This window comes from Micromonospora sp. WMMA1949, from assembly GCF_027460145.1.
GTDB lineage: Bacteria > Actinomycetota > Actinomycetes > Mycobacteriales > Micromonosporaceae > Micromonospora.
In genome coordinates, this window is the sequence record NZ_JAPZBG010000001.1 from 1,518,301 (window position 1) to 1,532,963 (window position 14,663).

Sequence of the window (14,663 nt, forward strand, 5' to 3'; positions counted from 1 at the left end):
GTGCACCTGACGCACCTGGAGTGCCCGCGCTGCGGCAGTGAACACCCGGCCGACGTGGTGCAGAACCTGTGCGCCTGCGGCTCGCCGCTGCTGGCCCGCTACGACCTCGCCGCAGTGGCCGCCACCGTCGCCCCGGAGCAGTTCGGGCTGCGCCCGGCGGACCTGTGGCGCTACCGGGAACTGCTGCCGGTGGCCGATCCCCGGTTCGTCACCACGCTCGGCGAGGGCTGGACGCCGATGTGGCGGGCGCCGGCGTACGGCCACGAGATCGGCATCGCGGACCTGATCGTCAAGGACGAAGGGCTGACCCCGACCGGATCGTTCAAGGCGCGCGGCGCGTCGGTGGGCGTGAGCCGGGCCCGGGAGCTGGGCGTGGAGCGGATCGCCATGCCGACGAACGGCAACGCCGGTGCGGCCTGGGCCACGTACGCGGCGCGGGCCGGGATGGGCGCGACGATCGCCATGCCGCTGGCCGCGCCGACGATCTGCCGCGAGGAGTGCCTCGCCGCCGGGGCCGACCTGCGGCTGATCGACGGCCTGATCAACGACGCGGGCCGCGAGATCGCCGCGCTGATCGCCGGGGCGGACGGACGGATCTTCGACGCCGGCACGCTGCGCGAGCCGTACCGCCTCGAGGGCAAGAAGACCATGGGGTACGAGATCGTCGAGCAGCTCGGCTGGCAGGTGCCCGACGTGATCGTCTATCCCACCGGCGGGGGCGTCGGGCTGATCGGCATCCACAAGGCGCTGCACGAGCTGCGCGAGCTGGGCTGGGTGGAGGACCGGCTGCCCCGGCTGGTCGCGGTGCAGTCCACCGGGTGCGCGCCGATCGTGCGGGCGTTCGCCGCGGGCGAGGAGCGCGCCACCCCGTGGCAGGACGCGCGTACCGTCGCGTTCGGCATCACCGTGCCCGCGCCGCTCGGCGACGAGCTGGTCCTGTCCGCGCTGCGGGACAGCGCCGGCACCGCGGTCGCCGTTGACGACGCGGAGATCCTCGCCGACCTGCGGGACTTCGCCGCCCGGGAAGGGCTGCTGCTCTGCCCGGAGGGCGCGGCCTGCCTGACCGCCGCGCGGCACCTGCGGGCGGGCGGCTGGATCAGGCCCGGTGAGCGCGTGGTGGTGCTCAACACGGGCGCCGGCGTCAAGTATCCGGGCCTGGTGCAAGGAGGGGCCCCTTATTAACGTCTCCGGTAGAGCAGGGGCCCCCGCTTAACACGTGCGCACCGGGCGTCAGGACGTCGGCGGCTCGTCCTCGCCCGCCTCCTCGGCGGCGTCCGCCTCCTCCTTCGTCTTGTGCACCGCGCCGTCGGCGTGCTCCGGCGGGCCGTAGACGGTGTAGAGCACCAGCGGGTTCGGTCCGGTGTTGACGAAGTTGTGCTTCGTGCCGGCCGGCACGACCACCAGGTCGCCGGAGACGACCTCCTTCTTCTCCCCGGCCACCCGCGCCTCGCCGGTGCCGCTGACGAACGTGAGGATCTGGTCGATGCCCTCGTGGACCTCCTCGCCGATCTCGCCGCCCGGCGGAATGGTCATGATGACCAGCTGGGTGTGCTCCCCGGTCCAGAGCACGCGGCGGAAGTCGGGACTCTTCTCGGCGACGGTCGCGATCGTGAAATGCTCCATGGCCCGCTCATACCCCGATCACGCGCCCGCCACGCCGGGAGTCGCAGATGGTGGAATTCCCCACGCCGATCCGGTTTGGATCCCCGGAGAAGGGGCATGTGCTGCCGACAAGACCGGTGCGAGCTGGCCGGTCGAGCCAGGTCCCCGCCGGCGTACCGCCGTACGGCTGCGGTGGTGGGAGACGGCCGGAGCGCGGCGACGTTACGACCGGAGGTCGTGCGGCGCCGTGCGCTCGTCTGCGGGTCCGGTCAGGCCAGCACGGCCAGGTGGAACGGCCGGTCCGCGTGCCCGCTCGCGCCGTGCGTCTCGACGAACACCGCGTTGGCGATGCCGGATCGCGGCGCCACCGTGATGACGCCCTGCGGGACCAGCCCGTTCGCCGTCGCGGGGCCGACCGTCCCGACGTACGCCGCTCCGGCGACGTCCTGGTCGAACGCGACCTGGTACATCCCGGCGGCGAGCCGGGTGGCCGAGGTGGCGCCGAGGCCGCGGACGAGCCGTCCGTTGGCGTCGACCACGGCGAACAACATGCGCGCGGTGGCCGGCAGCCCGACCGGCGAACACGAGTTGATCTCGGTGTCGACGCGCGCGGCCTCCCGCATGCTCGGGATCGGCTGGCCGGTGGTGTCCCTCCTTGCTCTGCGGCTGGGCATGGTGATCCTCTCTCCCGCCGGTACGCCGGCAGAAGGCGTTCGTACGCGTCCGGGCGATCGTCGGCGGTCCCCCTCGATGATTCCGACGCTATGTCGGGGCACCGCCCGGCAACCAGCCGGGGAACTGTCCGATCACTGACAATGGACGCCTCTGACCTGCGAAAACATCCATCCGATCGGCGATGCGCGGCCGGTTCCGCCGGCCGTTTCCGTCCCGGTTGTCGCATCGGAGCCGACCGGAAGCCATGACGCAGCGCAATCGTCTGGCTACATTGAAGTATGGTGCAGCCGCTCCGGGGTCGACCGACGGTCTACCGGCCGGTGCTGGCCGCGCGTCGCGGCGAACTGGAGGCACTGGCCCGCCTCGACGACGCCTCCGCCGCGTTGCTCGCACCGGTCCTCGACGTTCCGGCGCACGCCCCGTCCATCGTGGACGCTCTGACCCGGCTGCCCGCCGGGCTGCTGCCCGCCGTCGACGTGTCGGCGCTGCCCGACGCCACGGACCACGATCCGGTCCGCTGGGGCGTACCGCTGGTGCCGGTGATCGGCCTCGCGGACAGCGAACGGCGGCTCGCCGCGCACGGCGCGGCGGCGCGGGCCTGGGCGCATCGCGCGGTCGTGCGGTTGCGCGTCGGCCCGGACCGGGCCGGGCCGGACGCCGCGACGGCGGCCGCGGAACGGGCGTGGCGGGGGACGGGCCTGCTGCCCGAGCAGTGCGACCTGCTGCTGGACGCCGGGGACGTGTGCTGCCAGGCCGACATCCGGCTGGCCGAGCCGCGGATCCGGCGTGCGGAGCAGTGGGCCCGGCGGCACGCCTGGCGCTCCGTGACGGTGGCGGCGGGCGGGATGCCGCCGTCGCTGTCCCGGCTGCCGGTGGACGAGCCGGTCCGGGTGGACCGCTACGACTGGTCGCTCTGGCGGCGGCTGGCCGACCTGGGCCTCGGGTACGGCGACTACGGCGTCGGCTGCGCGGTACGCGACGCGGACGAACCGGGCGACCGGACCCCGACGCTGCGCTGGACCGCCGACGACGCGTGGTGGGTGTACCGCTGGTCGCGGCGGGGCGGGCGGGGCGACGAGCGCTTCGCCGACCTGTGCCGCACGCTCACCACCGCGCCGCACTGGTCGCCGGCCGGGGCCGGCTTCTCCTGGGGCGACCACGAGGTCGTCCGGCGGGCCCGGCGGGGCGCCGGGGCGGGCTCACCCGCCAACTGGATCGCGTGGAGCACGTCGCATCATCTGGCGCATGTGCTGGACGCGCTGGTCCGGCCGGAACCGGACCAGCGCGCCGGCTGAGCTCACTCCTTCTCGGTGAACCCGAACTGGACCACGCCCTCGTCGTCGACGACTGCGTCCACCGACGTGTCGTTCAGCAGTTCGGCCGCGTCCGAGTCGAGGAAGATGCGCGCCCCCTCGGTGTCCACCACCTGGTCGCCCTGCACCGGCTGCGGCACCAGCTCGATCGAGAGCGAACCGGCGTCGGTGTCGGCGGCGATGCGCAGCCCGCCGGCATCGGCGACGTCCTGCTGGGCGGCGAGGTCACGGATCACCAGGACGGCGTTGTCGGTCATGGTCAGCATGGCAGAACTCCTCATGGCTGGATGTCGGGTTTCGCGGGCGACACGGCCCACGCGGTCGGCTCGCGACCCGGAAGCGGGCGAGACACGGTCTCGCCGCGCTGGAGACAGAGCGGTTCCACCGCCCTCACCCCCACCGTGCCCGCTGCCGGGCCATCCGTCAAACGGAACGGGATCATCGGCCGCTCGCCGGTGAACTGGGGTTTTCCCCGATCCGGAGCGGGAACTCCCCTTCTTTGCGGCGCCTGCGCCGGGGCCCGCAAATAACCTTTCATGCCGGGGCCTTTCCCGCAGGAAATCTCCGTGGCAGCATCTGTCCATGCATCGACGCCTATTTCCCCGGGCGCTCGCGGCGCTGGTGCTGGTCGCCACCGCGGCCGCCGCCGGCACCACCACCGCCACCGCCGAAGCGCCCACCCCCGCGCAGACCCGGCTGAACGCCACCATCGACGCGGTCCTCGCCGACAGCCGCCTGAACGGGGCGCAGGCAGGCGTGGTCGTCGTCGACACCGCCACCGGTCGCACGCTCTACGACCGCAACGGCACCCGGCGGCTCATCCCCGCCTCCAACACCAAGCTGCTCACCTCGGCGGCGGCGATGGAGCTGCTCGGCCCCGGTCACCGCTTCACCACCGAGGTCGGCGCCGACGGCCCCCGGCGCGCCGGGATGCTCCGCGGCGACCTCTACCTGCGCGGCGGGGGCGACCCCACCATCCTCGCCGCCGACTACGACCGGCTCGCGCAGCAGGTCGCCGCGGCGGGCGTACGCGTCGTCGCGGGCGACCTGGTCGCCGACGACACCCGGTACGACAAGGGCCGGCTCGGTCCGGACTGGACCTGGGACGACGAGCCCTACTACTACGCCGCACAGGTCTCCGCGCTGACGGTGGCTCCGGACACCGACTACGACGCCGGAACGGTGATCGTCCACGCCGCACCGGCAACGCGGGCCGGCGCCCGGCCAAAGATCACCATGACGCCGGACAACGGCTGGCTGCGCATCGACAACCGGGCCGAGACGGTGACCGAGGGCGAGACCACCATCTCGTTCAAACGCGAACACGGCGGCAACACCGTGGTGGTCACCGGCCAGATCGCCGTCGGCCAGGCCGCCGAGAGCGACTGGGTCACCGTGTGGGAACCGACCGGGTACGCCGCTGACGTGTTCCGCTCCGCGCTGCGGCGGCACGGCGTACGGGTGCTCGGCCGCACCGTACTCGGCACCGCCACCCCGGACACGGCCGAGCCGCTCGCCCGGCACGACTCGATGCCGCTGGCCGACCTGATGGTCCCGTTCCTCAAGCTCTCCAACAACGGGCACGCCGAGGTGCTGACCAAGGAACTGGGCCGGCAGCTGTCCGGGTCCGGCACCTGGGCCGCCGGGCTGTCCGCGATCAGCGGGTACGTGGGCGACGCCGGAGTGGACACCGGAACGCTGCGCCAGCGCGACGGGTCCGGCCTGTCCCGGCGCAACCTCGTCCCGCCGGCCCAGTTCGTCACGCTGCTCTCGGCGGTCCGCGCCGAACCGTGGTTCGACACCTGGTACGCCGCCCTGCCGGTGGCCGGCAACCCGGACCGGTTCGTGGGCGGGACGCTACGCAGCCGGATGGCCGGCACCGCCGCCGCGAACAACGTGCACGCCAAGACCGGCAGCCTGACCGGCGCGTCGGCGCTCTCCGGCTACGTCACCGACGCCGACGGCCGGCTGCTCGCCTTCTCGATCGTGCTGAACAACTACCTCACCTCGTCGGTGAAGGGACTGGAGGACCAGATCGCGATCGCGCTCGCGTCGTACACCGAGAAGGAGACGGCGACCGCCCGGCGCACCGTGCCGGCCGCGCCGGAGTCGCCGCGCGTACCGGAGGGGCGGGAGTGCTCCTGGGTGAAGCCCGCGCTCTGCTGACCGGCCGTGCCGCCCCGGTGCTCAGGCGCCGGGGCGGTACGGACGCGGATCGGCAGCGGGGTCGCCGCGCTCGACGAGCGCGTCGATCTCGGCCGACGGCAGCCCGCGCAGGGTGAGCACCCGGCGGCCCCACACGTGCAGGCGGCACGGGTGCGGGCTGGCGTCGTTGCGGCAGATGGTCCCGCCCGACCAGACCCGCGGCGCGTGCACCACCACCGCCCGCACCGCGAACTGGACGTCCTCGACCGTCACGTACGGCGGCATCGGGATCTCGCGCAGCACGTCACCGTCGGTGCGCGGGCGGACGGGGGCGACGGGGGCAGGGCCGGTCATCGGTCGAGCCTCCACAGAGGATGGTCGGACGGGACAACCGAAACGTACGACGCCCGGCCCGGTACGCGACGGACAAACTGTCCCCGCTCAGCGCAGCGCCATCGCCTGGAGGCTGACGTTGCCGCAGTCGCCCAGCGACTCCTCGACCGTCCAGGTCAGGAGCAGCTTCGCGCCGCGCGGCGCGCGGAACTTCACGGTGAACTCGGCGGTCAGCGCGGTGTGCGGATCCTCCATCCGCAGCGTGGTCACCGGGCCGCCGCCGGAGACGCGCACGTCGAGGCGGCCACGGGCCATCCAGAGCCCGGCGTACAGACGGACGGTGCGCTGCTGCCCGTCGGCGGCCACCGCCAGGTTGAACCCGCTGCCCCGGTGGCAGGTGTAGACGCCGGACATGGTGCCGCTCGCCGACGCGACCGGGTTGCCGTCCCGCCAGGCGTACGCCTCGGGGTTGTTGCTGAAGCTCTCCCGCCGCCCGCGGCCGCCCTCGTCGCGGATCTCGCCGGAGCCACCCCGCTTGCGGACCGTCCGGTCGGCGCCGGTGAGCCCCCAGTGGACCCAGTCGGTGGGGCCTGCGGCGGTGAGGTCGACGGTGGCGGGCACCTCGGCGCGGGTCACGGTGACGGTCGGCGGCAGCGCGGTCGTCGGAGACGGCGACGGCGTGGACGGCGACGGGCTCGGCGACGGTGGCCGCTGGCGGGGACGCAGCCCCGGGTTGACGACGGCGTCGTCGGTCTCGTTCGGCAGCCCGACCCGGCCGGGCGGCGCCACCGGCAGGCCGGCGTGCTCCTCGCGCGGCGCGTCGTGCCGCTCGACGCCGAGGTAGACCGCCAGCGCCGCCAGGCAGAGCAACGCGGCCAGCCCTTCCAGCATCAGCCGTCGCCGGCGTCGCAGCCGGCGCAGCGCGGACCGGGTACGCGGAAGGCCGTGCCGATGCGAGCCGGGGCCGGTACGCGGACGGTCCTCCTGGCCCACCACACCCTCCACTTCGGTCACGACACCGCCGGATACGACTGGTGTGCGACGGGCTTCACGGTGTCACCCTTTGCGCCATATGTCGAGTGACGGGTTCTTCCAGTCCGTTACCTGGGGGCCGTGATCGGGGCCGGCGGCTCGGGCCGCTCAGCTTACCGTGATCGCCTGCAACGCCACCCCGTCGTTCTGCCCGCCGATGACGGTCAGGGCCCGCCACCTGATCAGCAGCTGCTCCCCCGGGGCGGCCCGGAAGCGGATGACGTACTGGTAGAAGCGGTCGCCCGCGGCGAGGGCCACCTCGCGGACGACGGGATCGCCGCCGCTGGACAGCGACAGGTCGAGCCGCGCGCCGGCCGAGAACGTGCCGACGAACAGCCGGACCGTCCGCAGATCCCCGCTCCCGGCCACGCCGAGCGTGAAGCTCTTCTCGGCGCCGCGCTGGAAGACACCCGCCCGGGTGCCCTCCTGGCGCGCGGTCGGCGTGCCGTCGGTCCAGTGGAGATCGCACGCACCCGCGTTGTGCTCCAGCCGCTCGCCGCCCCGGTCCTGGATCTCGCCGCTGCCGCTCGCCTTGCGATGGAAACTGTCGGCGCCGTTGCCACCCCAGTGCCGCCAGTCCCGCGTACCGAGCTCGGTCAGCGACAACGTCCCCGGCAGCGGCACCAGGTCCACGTCGAGCAGCGGTTCGCCGGGCGAGACCGGGTCGCCGGTGACCGGTACGACCGGCGCCTGATCGCCGGGTGCCTGCTCAGTCGGTGCCGCCACCGGCGCGGTCTCCCGCGGGGGTGACGCGGGCGACCGGACCGCGTACGCCAGCGCCGCCACCAGCCCGGTCACGGCCACCGCCGCCAGCACCGCGCGCCGGCGTCGACGCCGGGCCCGGGCCGCCGCGACCCGGGTGACCGGGGCATCGACCGGGGGCCGGGCCGGGTCGGGCGTCCGGCTCAGCCCGGTCCGCGCCGTCCGCGCCGCGTCGCGCAGCCGGACGCCGATCCCGCCGGTCAGGTCGGCGAGGCGCGCCGCCAGACTCTCCGGGGCGGAGTGCCGGCCCGGCCGCGCCTCCACCTGGGCCGGTGGGTCCGGCTCGGCCGGGCCGTGGGCGGCACCTGCCGGATCGTGGGTGATGCCTGCCGGATCGTGGTTGATGCCTGCCGGGTCGTCGGTGATGCCTGCCGGGCTCGCCGGGCCAGGGACGGCCGGTGCCGGGCTCGCCGGGCCGTGGGCGGCTCCTGCCGGGCCGGCCGGACCGTGGGTGGTGGTGCCCGGCCGGATCGGCGACGGAGCGGACAGGTGCAGTCCGATCGGTGCCGGCCCGACCAGCGGAACCCGGCCGCCGGCCGGATTCGGACGTGACTCGGGGCCGGCCGGCGCAGCCGCTCCGGAGACGAGTGGTCCCGGGCCGATCGAACCCGGGCCGATCGGTCCCGGAGCTTGCACACCCGGCGCGATCGGACCCGAAGCGAGCGTGCCCGAAGCGAGCGTGCCCGGGGCGAGCGTGCCCGGGGCGAGCGTGCCCGGGCTGGGCGGACTCGAAGCGAGCGGGCCCGGGGCGAGCGGGCCCGGGGCGAGCGGAGGCGGCGCGGGCAGGCTGGGTGCGGGCAAGTCGGTCGGGAGCGGGCCGGCGGCCGGAAGGTCGAGAGCCGACGGGCCGGCGGCGCGCGGAGGCGGCCAGACAGCGGTACCGGGCGGATCCAGGTCGAGCGGCGGCGCCGGCCCGTCCGCGTCGGAGGGTGAGCGTTCGGCGTCCGGGGACATCACCGGCCGGGATGCGCCGGGGTCAGGGTCCCCGGGCAGGCGGCGTGGACCGGTGGGGCGCTCCGGCGCGTCCGTCGATTCGTCCGGCGTGGGCAGCCAACCCCCGACCCGGATTCCGGTCCGCGCGATGTCGTCCTCAGCCACCGACCCTCCTCGGCCACCGGCGGCGAGCGGCCCGACCCCGTGGCTCGCCGTAGGGAGGATGACACAGAACGCGATCTTGGAGAAGGCCATCGGCCCCCGCAATTCCCACGCACCACGCCCCGCCAGCCCTTCCCGCGGACAAGATCTTGGAAGAATCAGGCCCCCATAGGGGCCATTTCCTACCAAGATCTCCCCCGGGCCCGGCTTGGCAGACGCGCCCGGCCTCGCCAACCCCGTTGATCATGAGGTTGGCGGGGACATTTCGGGCGCGGAGTGCCGTCAACTTCATGATCGACGGGAGCAGGCGCGGGCGGGCGCGGGCGCGGGCGGGCGGGCGCGGGCGCGGGCGGGCGACGGGAGCGGGCGCGGGCGGGCGGCGGGCGGCGGGCCCCGGGGGGGTCAGTGGCGGGTTCGGCGCTGGAGGCCCCGCGTAGGGTGCCAGCTCTCGATCAGCAGGTGGTCGGGTGGGTCGCCCACCCGGGTGAGGACCACCTCGGTCAGCTCGATCCGGAAGCGGTGCGAGCCGTCCTCGGCGGGCGGCTCCTCGTGCGCCCGGCCGGCGATCTTCGCGTCCCCGTCCCAGGCGGACGGGTCGTCCGGCGGGGTGTCCTCGGTCGGGCTGTGCAGCGCCACCCGGGGGTCACGCAGCAGGTCACGCGCCTTGAGCGCGCCGGCCATACTGCCCAGCCGCAGCTGCCCGTCGTCGCCGAAGTCGAACTCGGTGCCGCTGATCCGCGGCGAGCCGTCCCGCCGCAGCGTCGCCATCGTGCCGTGTTTGCGGACCGCGAAGCGGGCGCGTACGCGCGCCGCGAACTCGGGCTCGGCCGCCACCAGATCGGACCACCATGTCATGCGCCCGAGTGTGTCCGGAAAACCTGACAACCCGCGGCACATTTCCCGGCGGACTCAGCCGACCTGGAAACCGAGCGCCTGAGCCAGCATCACGGCCTGCTCGGCGTCGATCCGCGCGCCGGAACGCTGCACCGCCGTCGGGTCGAGCGCGGACAGGTCACTGCCGCGCAGGTCCGCCCGGATCAGCTTGGCGGCGTGCAGCTGGGCGCCGGAAAGGTCCACGCCGGTGAGCGTCGCGCCGGTGAGGTCGGCGCCGGTCAGGTCGACCTCCCGCATCCGTACGTCGGTGATCCGCGCCCCGCGCAGGTCGGCACCGGCGAGCGTGACGAAGGACCAGTCGCCCCGGTCGACCCGCAGGGGGCGCAGGTCGCAGCGGTCGAACGTGCTGCCGACCAGCTTGCAGCCGGTGAACTCGGCCTCGAAGAGGTTGCACTTGCTGAACGAGCACCTGGTGAACGCCGAGTCGGTGTGCCGGGAGGCGTTGAACGCCACGTTGCCGAACACGCAGTCGGTGAAGACCGCGCCCCGGCTGACCGCCTCGGTCAGGTCGACGTGGAAGAACTCGCACCGCACGAAGTGCCGGTCGCCCAGCTCCTCGGCGTACCAGTCCTCCTGGCGGTAGGTGACGTCCTCGACCGTCTCGGGCATGCCACCGACCCTAGTGACACTTCCCGGTCGCGATACCTGCGGGTAGGTTCGCGTCGTGAGTGTCGCAGTGAGCACCGACCCCGGCCGTGTCGGCTTCGATCCCGCCCGGCTGGCGCGGATCGACGAGCACTTCGCCCGGTACGTCGACGACGGCCGGCTCGCCGGCTGGCAGATCGTCGTCAGCCGCCGGGGCGAGATCGCCCACTCCTCGACGTACGGGCTGCGGGACCGGGAGGCCGGTACGCCGGTCGAGCCGGACACGCTCTGGCGCATCTACTCGATGACCAAGCCGATCACCTCGGTCGCCGCGATGATGCTCTGGGAGGAGGGCCGGTTCGAACTGAACGACCCGGTCAGCCGCTGGCTGCCGGAGTTCGCCGACGTCCGCGTCTACGACCGGGGTTCGGTGCTCAAGCCGTACACCGTGCCGGCGGTCGAGCCGATCCGGATCTGGCACCTGCTCACCCACACCGCCGGCCTCACGTACGGCTTCGCCCAGGTCTCGGTGGTCGACGGCCTGTACCGGGCGGCCGGCTTCGACCTGGGCGTGCCACCGGGCGCGGACCTGGCGGCGGCCTCGGCCGGGCTGGCCCGGCTGCCGCTGCTGTTCCAGCCCGGCACGAGCTGGAACTACGGCGTCTCCACCGACGTGCTGGGCCGCCTGGTCGAGGTGGTGTCCGGGCAGTCGCTCGACGCGTTCTTCGCCGAGCGGATCCTGCGTCCGCTGGGGATGACGGACACCCGCTGGTGGGTGGACGCGGCGGGCGCGAAGCGCCTGGCCGCGCTCTACGCCCCGCACCCGGCCACCGGGCAGGCGGTACGCGCCGACGGGGTGGGCCGGGCCGCGCTGGCGGAGCCGACGTGGCACTCCGGCGGCGGCGGGCTGGTCTCCACGGCGGCCGACTACCACCGGTTCACCCAGTTCCTGCTGCGCGGCGGCGAGCTGGACGGGGTGCGCCTGCTCGGCCCCCGCACGGTGCGCTTCATGACCCGCAACCACCTGCCCGGCAACCGGGATCTGGCCTCGTTCTCGCCGGAGGGCTTCGCCGAGACGATCCTCGACGGGATCGGCTTCGGGCTGGGCTTCGCCGTCGTGCTCGACCCGGTGCCGTCGCGGGTGCCCAGCAGCGTCGGCGAGTTCTACTGGGGCGGCCTGGCCAGCACCGCGTTCTGGGTCGACCCGGTCGAGGAGGTCACCGCCCTGCTGTTCACCCAGTTGATGCCGTCGAGCACGTACCCGCTGCGCGGCCAGTTGCGCCAGCTCGTCTACTCGTCGCTCGTCGACTGAGCCGGTTCGGCGGAACTCCCGCCGCCCGCCGGTGGGCTGCCTAGCCTGTGAGGCATGAGCGACATCGTCGTGTTCGGCGCCGGCGGCACGGCGGGCTCGCGGATCGCCGCCGAGGCGGTCGAGCGGGGCCACCGGGTGACAGCGGCGGTGCGGCGTCCGGAGGCAGTCGGCTACCTACCCCCCGGCGTACGCACGGTGACCGGCGACGCCACCTCGGCGCGGAGCGTACGCGAACTGGCCGAGGATGCGGACGTGCTGGTGGTGGCCATCGGCGGCGGCGAGCGGGACCTGTGGCGCGACGCCGCGCGGACACTGGTCGACACGCTGCGTGAGTTGCCGGACCCGCCCCGGGTGATCCACGTCGGCGGCGGCTCGACGCTGCTCACCCCGAAGGGCACCCGCTACCTGGACGAGCCGGACTTCCCGGAGGAGTACCGGGACTCGGCGCACGGCCAAGCCGACGCGCTGGAGTTCTACCGCACCAGCGCCGACGGGGTGACCTGGACGTACGTGTCCCCGCCGCCGCTGGAGTTCCACCCGGGTGAGCGGACCGGGCACTACCGCACCGGCACCGACCACCCGGTCACCGACGCGCAGGGCCGTTCGGTGCTCACCTACGAAGACCTGGCCGTGGCGATCGTCGACGAGATCGAGAATCAGCGGTTCGGCAACACCCGGTTCACGGTGGCGTACTGATCCGGCTCAGCCGGCCAGCCGGGCCGGGAAGCCGCCGGTGGCGATCGGGCCCCATGACTCGATCGTGACGCGGATCAGCGACTTGCCCTGCGCGACCATCGCCGACCGGTACTCGTCCCAGTCGGGGTGCTCGCCGGAGATGCTGCGGAAGTACTCGACGAGCGGCTCCAGCGCCTCGGGCAGGTCGAGCACCTCGGCCACGCCGTCGACCTGCACCCACGGGCCGTCCCAGTCGTCGGAGAGCACGCACGCGGAGACGCGCGGGTCGCGGCGGACGTTGGCGACCTTGGCACGCTCGGGATAGGTGGAGATCACCAGGCGGCCCTCGGCGTCCACGCCGCAGGCCACCGGGGAGGACTGCGGGCGGCCGTCGGAGCGGGTGGTCATGAGCACGACGTGGTGGCGGGGGCGGAGGAACTCGATCAGGGCGTCCCGGTCGACCCGGGTGTTCTTCGCGATGCTGCGTGCCATGCCCTCGGTTCTACCAGGCATGCCCGTCGTTCTCAGCGCGGACGCCCGGCCGCCCGCTGCGCGGTGACCTGCTCGGGCACGCGCGGGCGGGCCGAGGGCCGCCACGCGCGGCCGTTGGCGTAGATCACCCGGAAACCGAGGTACGCGGCGAGCGGTGCCCAGTGCGCCGAGCGCATCCGCACCTCGGCGGCGTTGTGGCGCTGACCGTTGGCGAGCACGTCGAGCAGCACGGTCTCGAAGGCGGCCGACTCGACCCAGTCGACCTCGCGCGTGAAGCCGCAGATCAGCGCCGCGCCGGTGACGTCGAGGAACTCGCGCAGCGTGGCGTCGGAGGCGCGCAGCACCGAGCAGCTGCCGAAGTAGAGGCGGCGGCCCTCGCACCGGCCGGCCATCCGCTCGGCCACGTCCGTCAGCTCGACCGAGTCCCAGTCGGTGAGGCAGAGCCGGCTCGGCTCGCCGTGCATGGCGAAGAAGCCGACCCGGTGGTCCGCGTACTGCTTGAGCAGCCACCTGTCGACGAAGTAGAACAGCTCGTCGCGGGTGGCCGCGTCCTTGTGGATGTAGCGGATGCGGCCGAGCCGTTCGAGCAGGTCGAGCGTGGGCAGGACGGATCCTCGCTCGTTGAGGTCGCGGTGCCACTGCCCCTCGACGCAGAACACGCCCCCACGCGCCAACGCCCACCTCCCCGCCCGTCGAGGTCGCCGCCCGGATCCGGGAGCAGACGTTACCGGTCCCCTCCGACAGGCGACACCCGGCGGCGCGTACGCAAACAGGCACTATTCACAGGCAATATCCAGCAAACGCCCGATGTGAGAACAATTTCGGCTAATCACCACGAAGAATCCTCGTACCTGTCACGGTGAGAGAGACGGGACGTACCGGTCGATGTGCCCGTCCAACCCCAGTTCCGCTCTGACATCGGGAGGACTCTGTGCGCGTCAACACCCTGAAGCGGGCGGCGGTCGCGTTCGCGCTGGCCCTGCCCGGGGCCGCCGTGGCGACAGTCGTGGCCGCGCCACCGGCGCACGCCGACGGCTGCTACACCTGGAACCGGACGCTGTCCCAGGGAAGCTCCGGCGCCGAGGTCCGGCAGCTCCAGATCCGGGTGGCCGGCTGGGCCGCGTACGGCGGCATCGTCCGGGTCGACGGCGTGTACGGCCCGGAGACGGCCGCCGCGGTCAAGCGCTTCCAGGCCGCGTACGGGCTGCGCGCCGACGGCGTGGCCGGACCGAAGACGTTCGCCAAGATCTACGAACTGCAGAAGGACAGCGACTGCACGCCGAAGCACTTCAGCTACGCCGAGCTGGACAACGGCTGCGGCAAGGGCGGCTGGGCCGGGGGGCCGCTCTCCTCGGCGGCCACCCGGGAGAACGCGCTGCGCACCATGTGGAAGCTGGAGGCGCTGCGGCGCAGCCTCGGCGACAAGCCGCTCTACGTGACCAGCGGGTTCCGCAGCATCGCCTGCAACCGGCAGGTCGGCGGCGCCTCGGACAGCCAGCACCTGTACGGCAACGCGGCCGACCTGATCGCCAAGCACCGCAGCCTCTGCGACATCGCCCGGTCCGCCCGGGACCAGGGCTTCAGCGGCATCTACGGCCCCGGCTACCCGGACCACGACGACCACACGCACGTGGACTCGCGGCGGGAGAACAACCGGGACAAGGTGCCGAACACCAGGGACTGGTCCGCCCCGGACTGCGGGGTCAAGTAACGCGGTGACGGCGGCCCGGCGCGGGGGTGGGGGCTCC

Annotated in this window: 16 protein-coding genes; 6 read left to right on the forward strand and 10 right to left on the reverse strand. The window is 73.6% G+C overall.

Features of this window, described 5'->3' with window-relative positions:
* Positions 1–1,182: a threonine synthase gene (locus O7607_RS06850; RefSeq protein WP_269701811.1), complete on the forward strand. Its 1,182-nt coding sequence runs from the start codon at positions 1–3 to the stop codon at positions 1,180–1,182.
* A 48-nt stretch (positions 1,183–1,230) separates the two neighbouring features.
* Here O7607_RS06850 and O7607_RS06855 read toward each other — a convergent pair whose 3' ends face one another.
* Positions 1,231–1,623 carry a cupin domain-containing protein gene (locus O7607_RS06855; RefSeq protein WP_013284343.1) on the reverse strand — a complete coding sequence of 131 codons (393 nt, stop codon included), beginning with the start codon at positions 1,621–1,623 and terminating at the stop codon, positions 1,231–1,233.
* A 248-nt stretch (positions 1,624–1,871) separates the two neighbouring features.
* Complete coding sequence (locus O7607_RS06860; protein ID WP_269701812.1) at positions 1,872–2,276, reverse strand: hypothetical protein; 405 nt, start codon at positions 2,274–2,276, stop codon at positions 1,872–1,874.
* A 279-nt stretch (positions 2,277–2,555) separates the two neighbouring features.
* Here O7607_RS06860 and O7607_RS06865 point away from each other — a divergent pair, with 279 nt between their 5' ends.
* Positions 2,556–3,572 (forward strand): beta family protein, encoded by a 1,017-nt coding sequence (locus O7607_RS06865; RefSeq protein ID WP_269701813.1) that lies wholly within the window; start codon positions 2,556–2,558, stop codon positions 3,570–3,572.
* 2 nt (positions 3,573–3,574) lie between these two features.
* Here the strand turns inward: O7607_RS06865 and O7607_RS06870 are convergent, their stop codons facing one another.
* Complete coding sequence (locus tag O7607_RS06870) at positions 3,575–3,856, reverse strand: iron-sulfur cluster biosynthesis family protein (RefSeq protein WP_269701814.1); 282 nt, start codon at positions 3,854–3,856, stop codon at positions 3,575–3,577.
* A gap of 316 nt (positions 3,857–4,172) precedes the next feature.
* On the opposite strand from O7607_RS06870, the gene dacB reads away from it, so the two are divergent.
* The gene (gene dacB, locus O7607_RS06875) at positions 4,173–5,756 is read left to right on the forward strand and encodes a D-alanyl-D-alanine carboxypeptidase/D-alanyl-D-alanine endopeptidase (protein ID WP_269701815.1); all 1,584 of its coding nucleotides are present in this window, start codon (positions 4,173–4,175) and stop codon (positions 5,754–5,756) included.
* Between the two features lie 21 nt (positions 5,757–5,777).
* On the opposite strand, the gene O7607_RS06880 is transcribed toward dacB, so the two are convergent.
* From O7607_RS06880 to O7607_RS06900, 5 genes are all read right to left on the reverse strand, one after another.
* Positions 5,778–6,089: a hypothetical protein gene (locus O7607_RS06880; RefSeq protein ID WP_269701816.1), complete on the reverse strand. Its 312-nt coding sequence runs from the start codon at positions 6,087–6,089 to the stop codon at positions 5,778–5,780.
* 87 nt (positions 6,090–6,176) lie between these two features.
* Positions 6,177–7,082: a hypothetical protein gene (locus O7607_RS06885; protein ID WP_269701817.1), complete on the reverse strand. Its 906-nt coding sequence runs from the start codon at positions 7,080–7,082 to the stop codon at positions 6,177–6,179.
* A 126-nt stretch (positions 7,083–7,208) separates the two neighbouring features.
* Entirely contained in the window at positions 7,209–8,960 is a 1,752-nt protein-coding gene (locus O7607_RS06890) for a hypothetical protein (protein ID WP_269701818.1), read from the reverse strand.
* Positions 8,961–9,359: 399 nt separating this feature from the next.
* Positions 9,360–9,812 (reverse strand): pyridoxamine 5'-phosphate oxidase family protein, encoded by a 453-nt coding sequence (locus tag O7607_RS06895; protein WP_269701819.1) that lies wholly within the window; start codon positions 9,810–9,812, stop codon positions 9,360–9,362.
* 54 nt (positions 9,813–9,866) lie between these two features.
* Positions 9,867–10,460: a pentapeptide repeat-containing protein gene (locus tag O7607_RS06900; RefSeq protein WP_269701820.1), complete on the reverse strand. Its 594-nt coding sequence runs from the start codon at positions 10,458–10,460 to the stop codon at positions 9,867–9,869.
* 55 nt (positions 10,461–10,515) lie between these two features.
* On the opposite strand from O7607_RS06900, the gene O7607_RS06905 reads away from it, so the two are divergent.
* Positions 10,516–11,748: a serine hydrolase domain-containing protein gene (locus O7607_RS06905; RefSeq protein WP_269701822.1), complete on the forward strand. Its 1,233-nt coding sequence runs from the start codon at positions 10,516–10,518 to the stop codon at positions 11,746–11,748.
* Positions 11,749–11,802: 54 nt separating this feature from the next.
* Positions 11,803–12,444 carry an NAD(P)-dependent oxidoreductase gene (locus O7607_RS06910; protein WP_269701824.1) on the forward strand — a complete coding sequence of 214 codons (642 nt, stop codon included), beginning with the start codon at positions 11,803–11,805 and terminating at the stop codon, positions 12,442–12,444.
* A gap of 6 nt (positions 12,445–12,450) precedes the next feature.
* Here the strand turns inward: O7607_RS06910 and O7607_RS06915 are convergent, their stop codons facing one another.
* Positions 12,451–12,915 (reverse strand): PPOX class F420-dependent oxidoreductase, encoded by a 465-nt coding sequence (locus O7607_RS06915; protein WP_269701826.1) that lies wholly within the window; start codon positions 12,913–12,915, stop codon positions 12,451–12,453.
* A gap of 32 nt (positions 12,916–12,947) precedes the next feature.
* Entirely contained in the window at positions 12,948–13,589 is a 642-nt protein-coding gene (locus O7607_RS06920) for a DUF6642 family protein (RefSeq protein ID WP_269701828.1), read from the reverse strand.
* 257 nt (positions 13,590–13,846) lie between these two features.
* Here O7607_RS06920 and O7607_RS06925 point away from each other — a divergent pair, with 257 nt between their 5' ends.
* A complete protein-coding gene (locus tag O7607_RS06925; protein ID WP_269701830.1) occupies positions 13,847–14,626 on the forward strand; it encodes a D-Ala-D-Ala carboxypeptidase family metallohydrolase in 780 nt (259 codons plus the stop codon).
* The last annotated feature ends 37 nt before the right edge of the window (positions 14,627–14,663 follow it).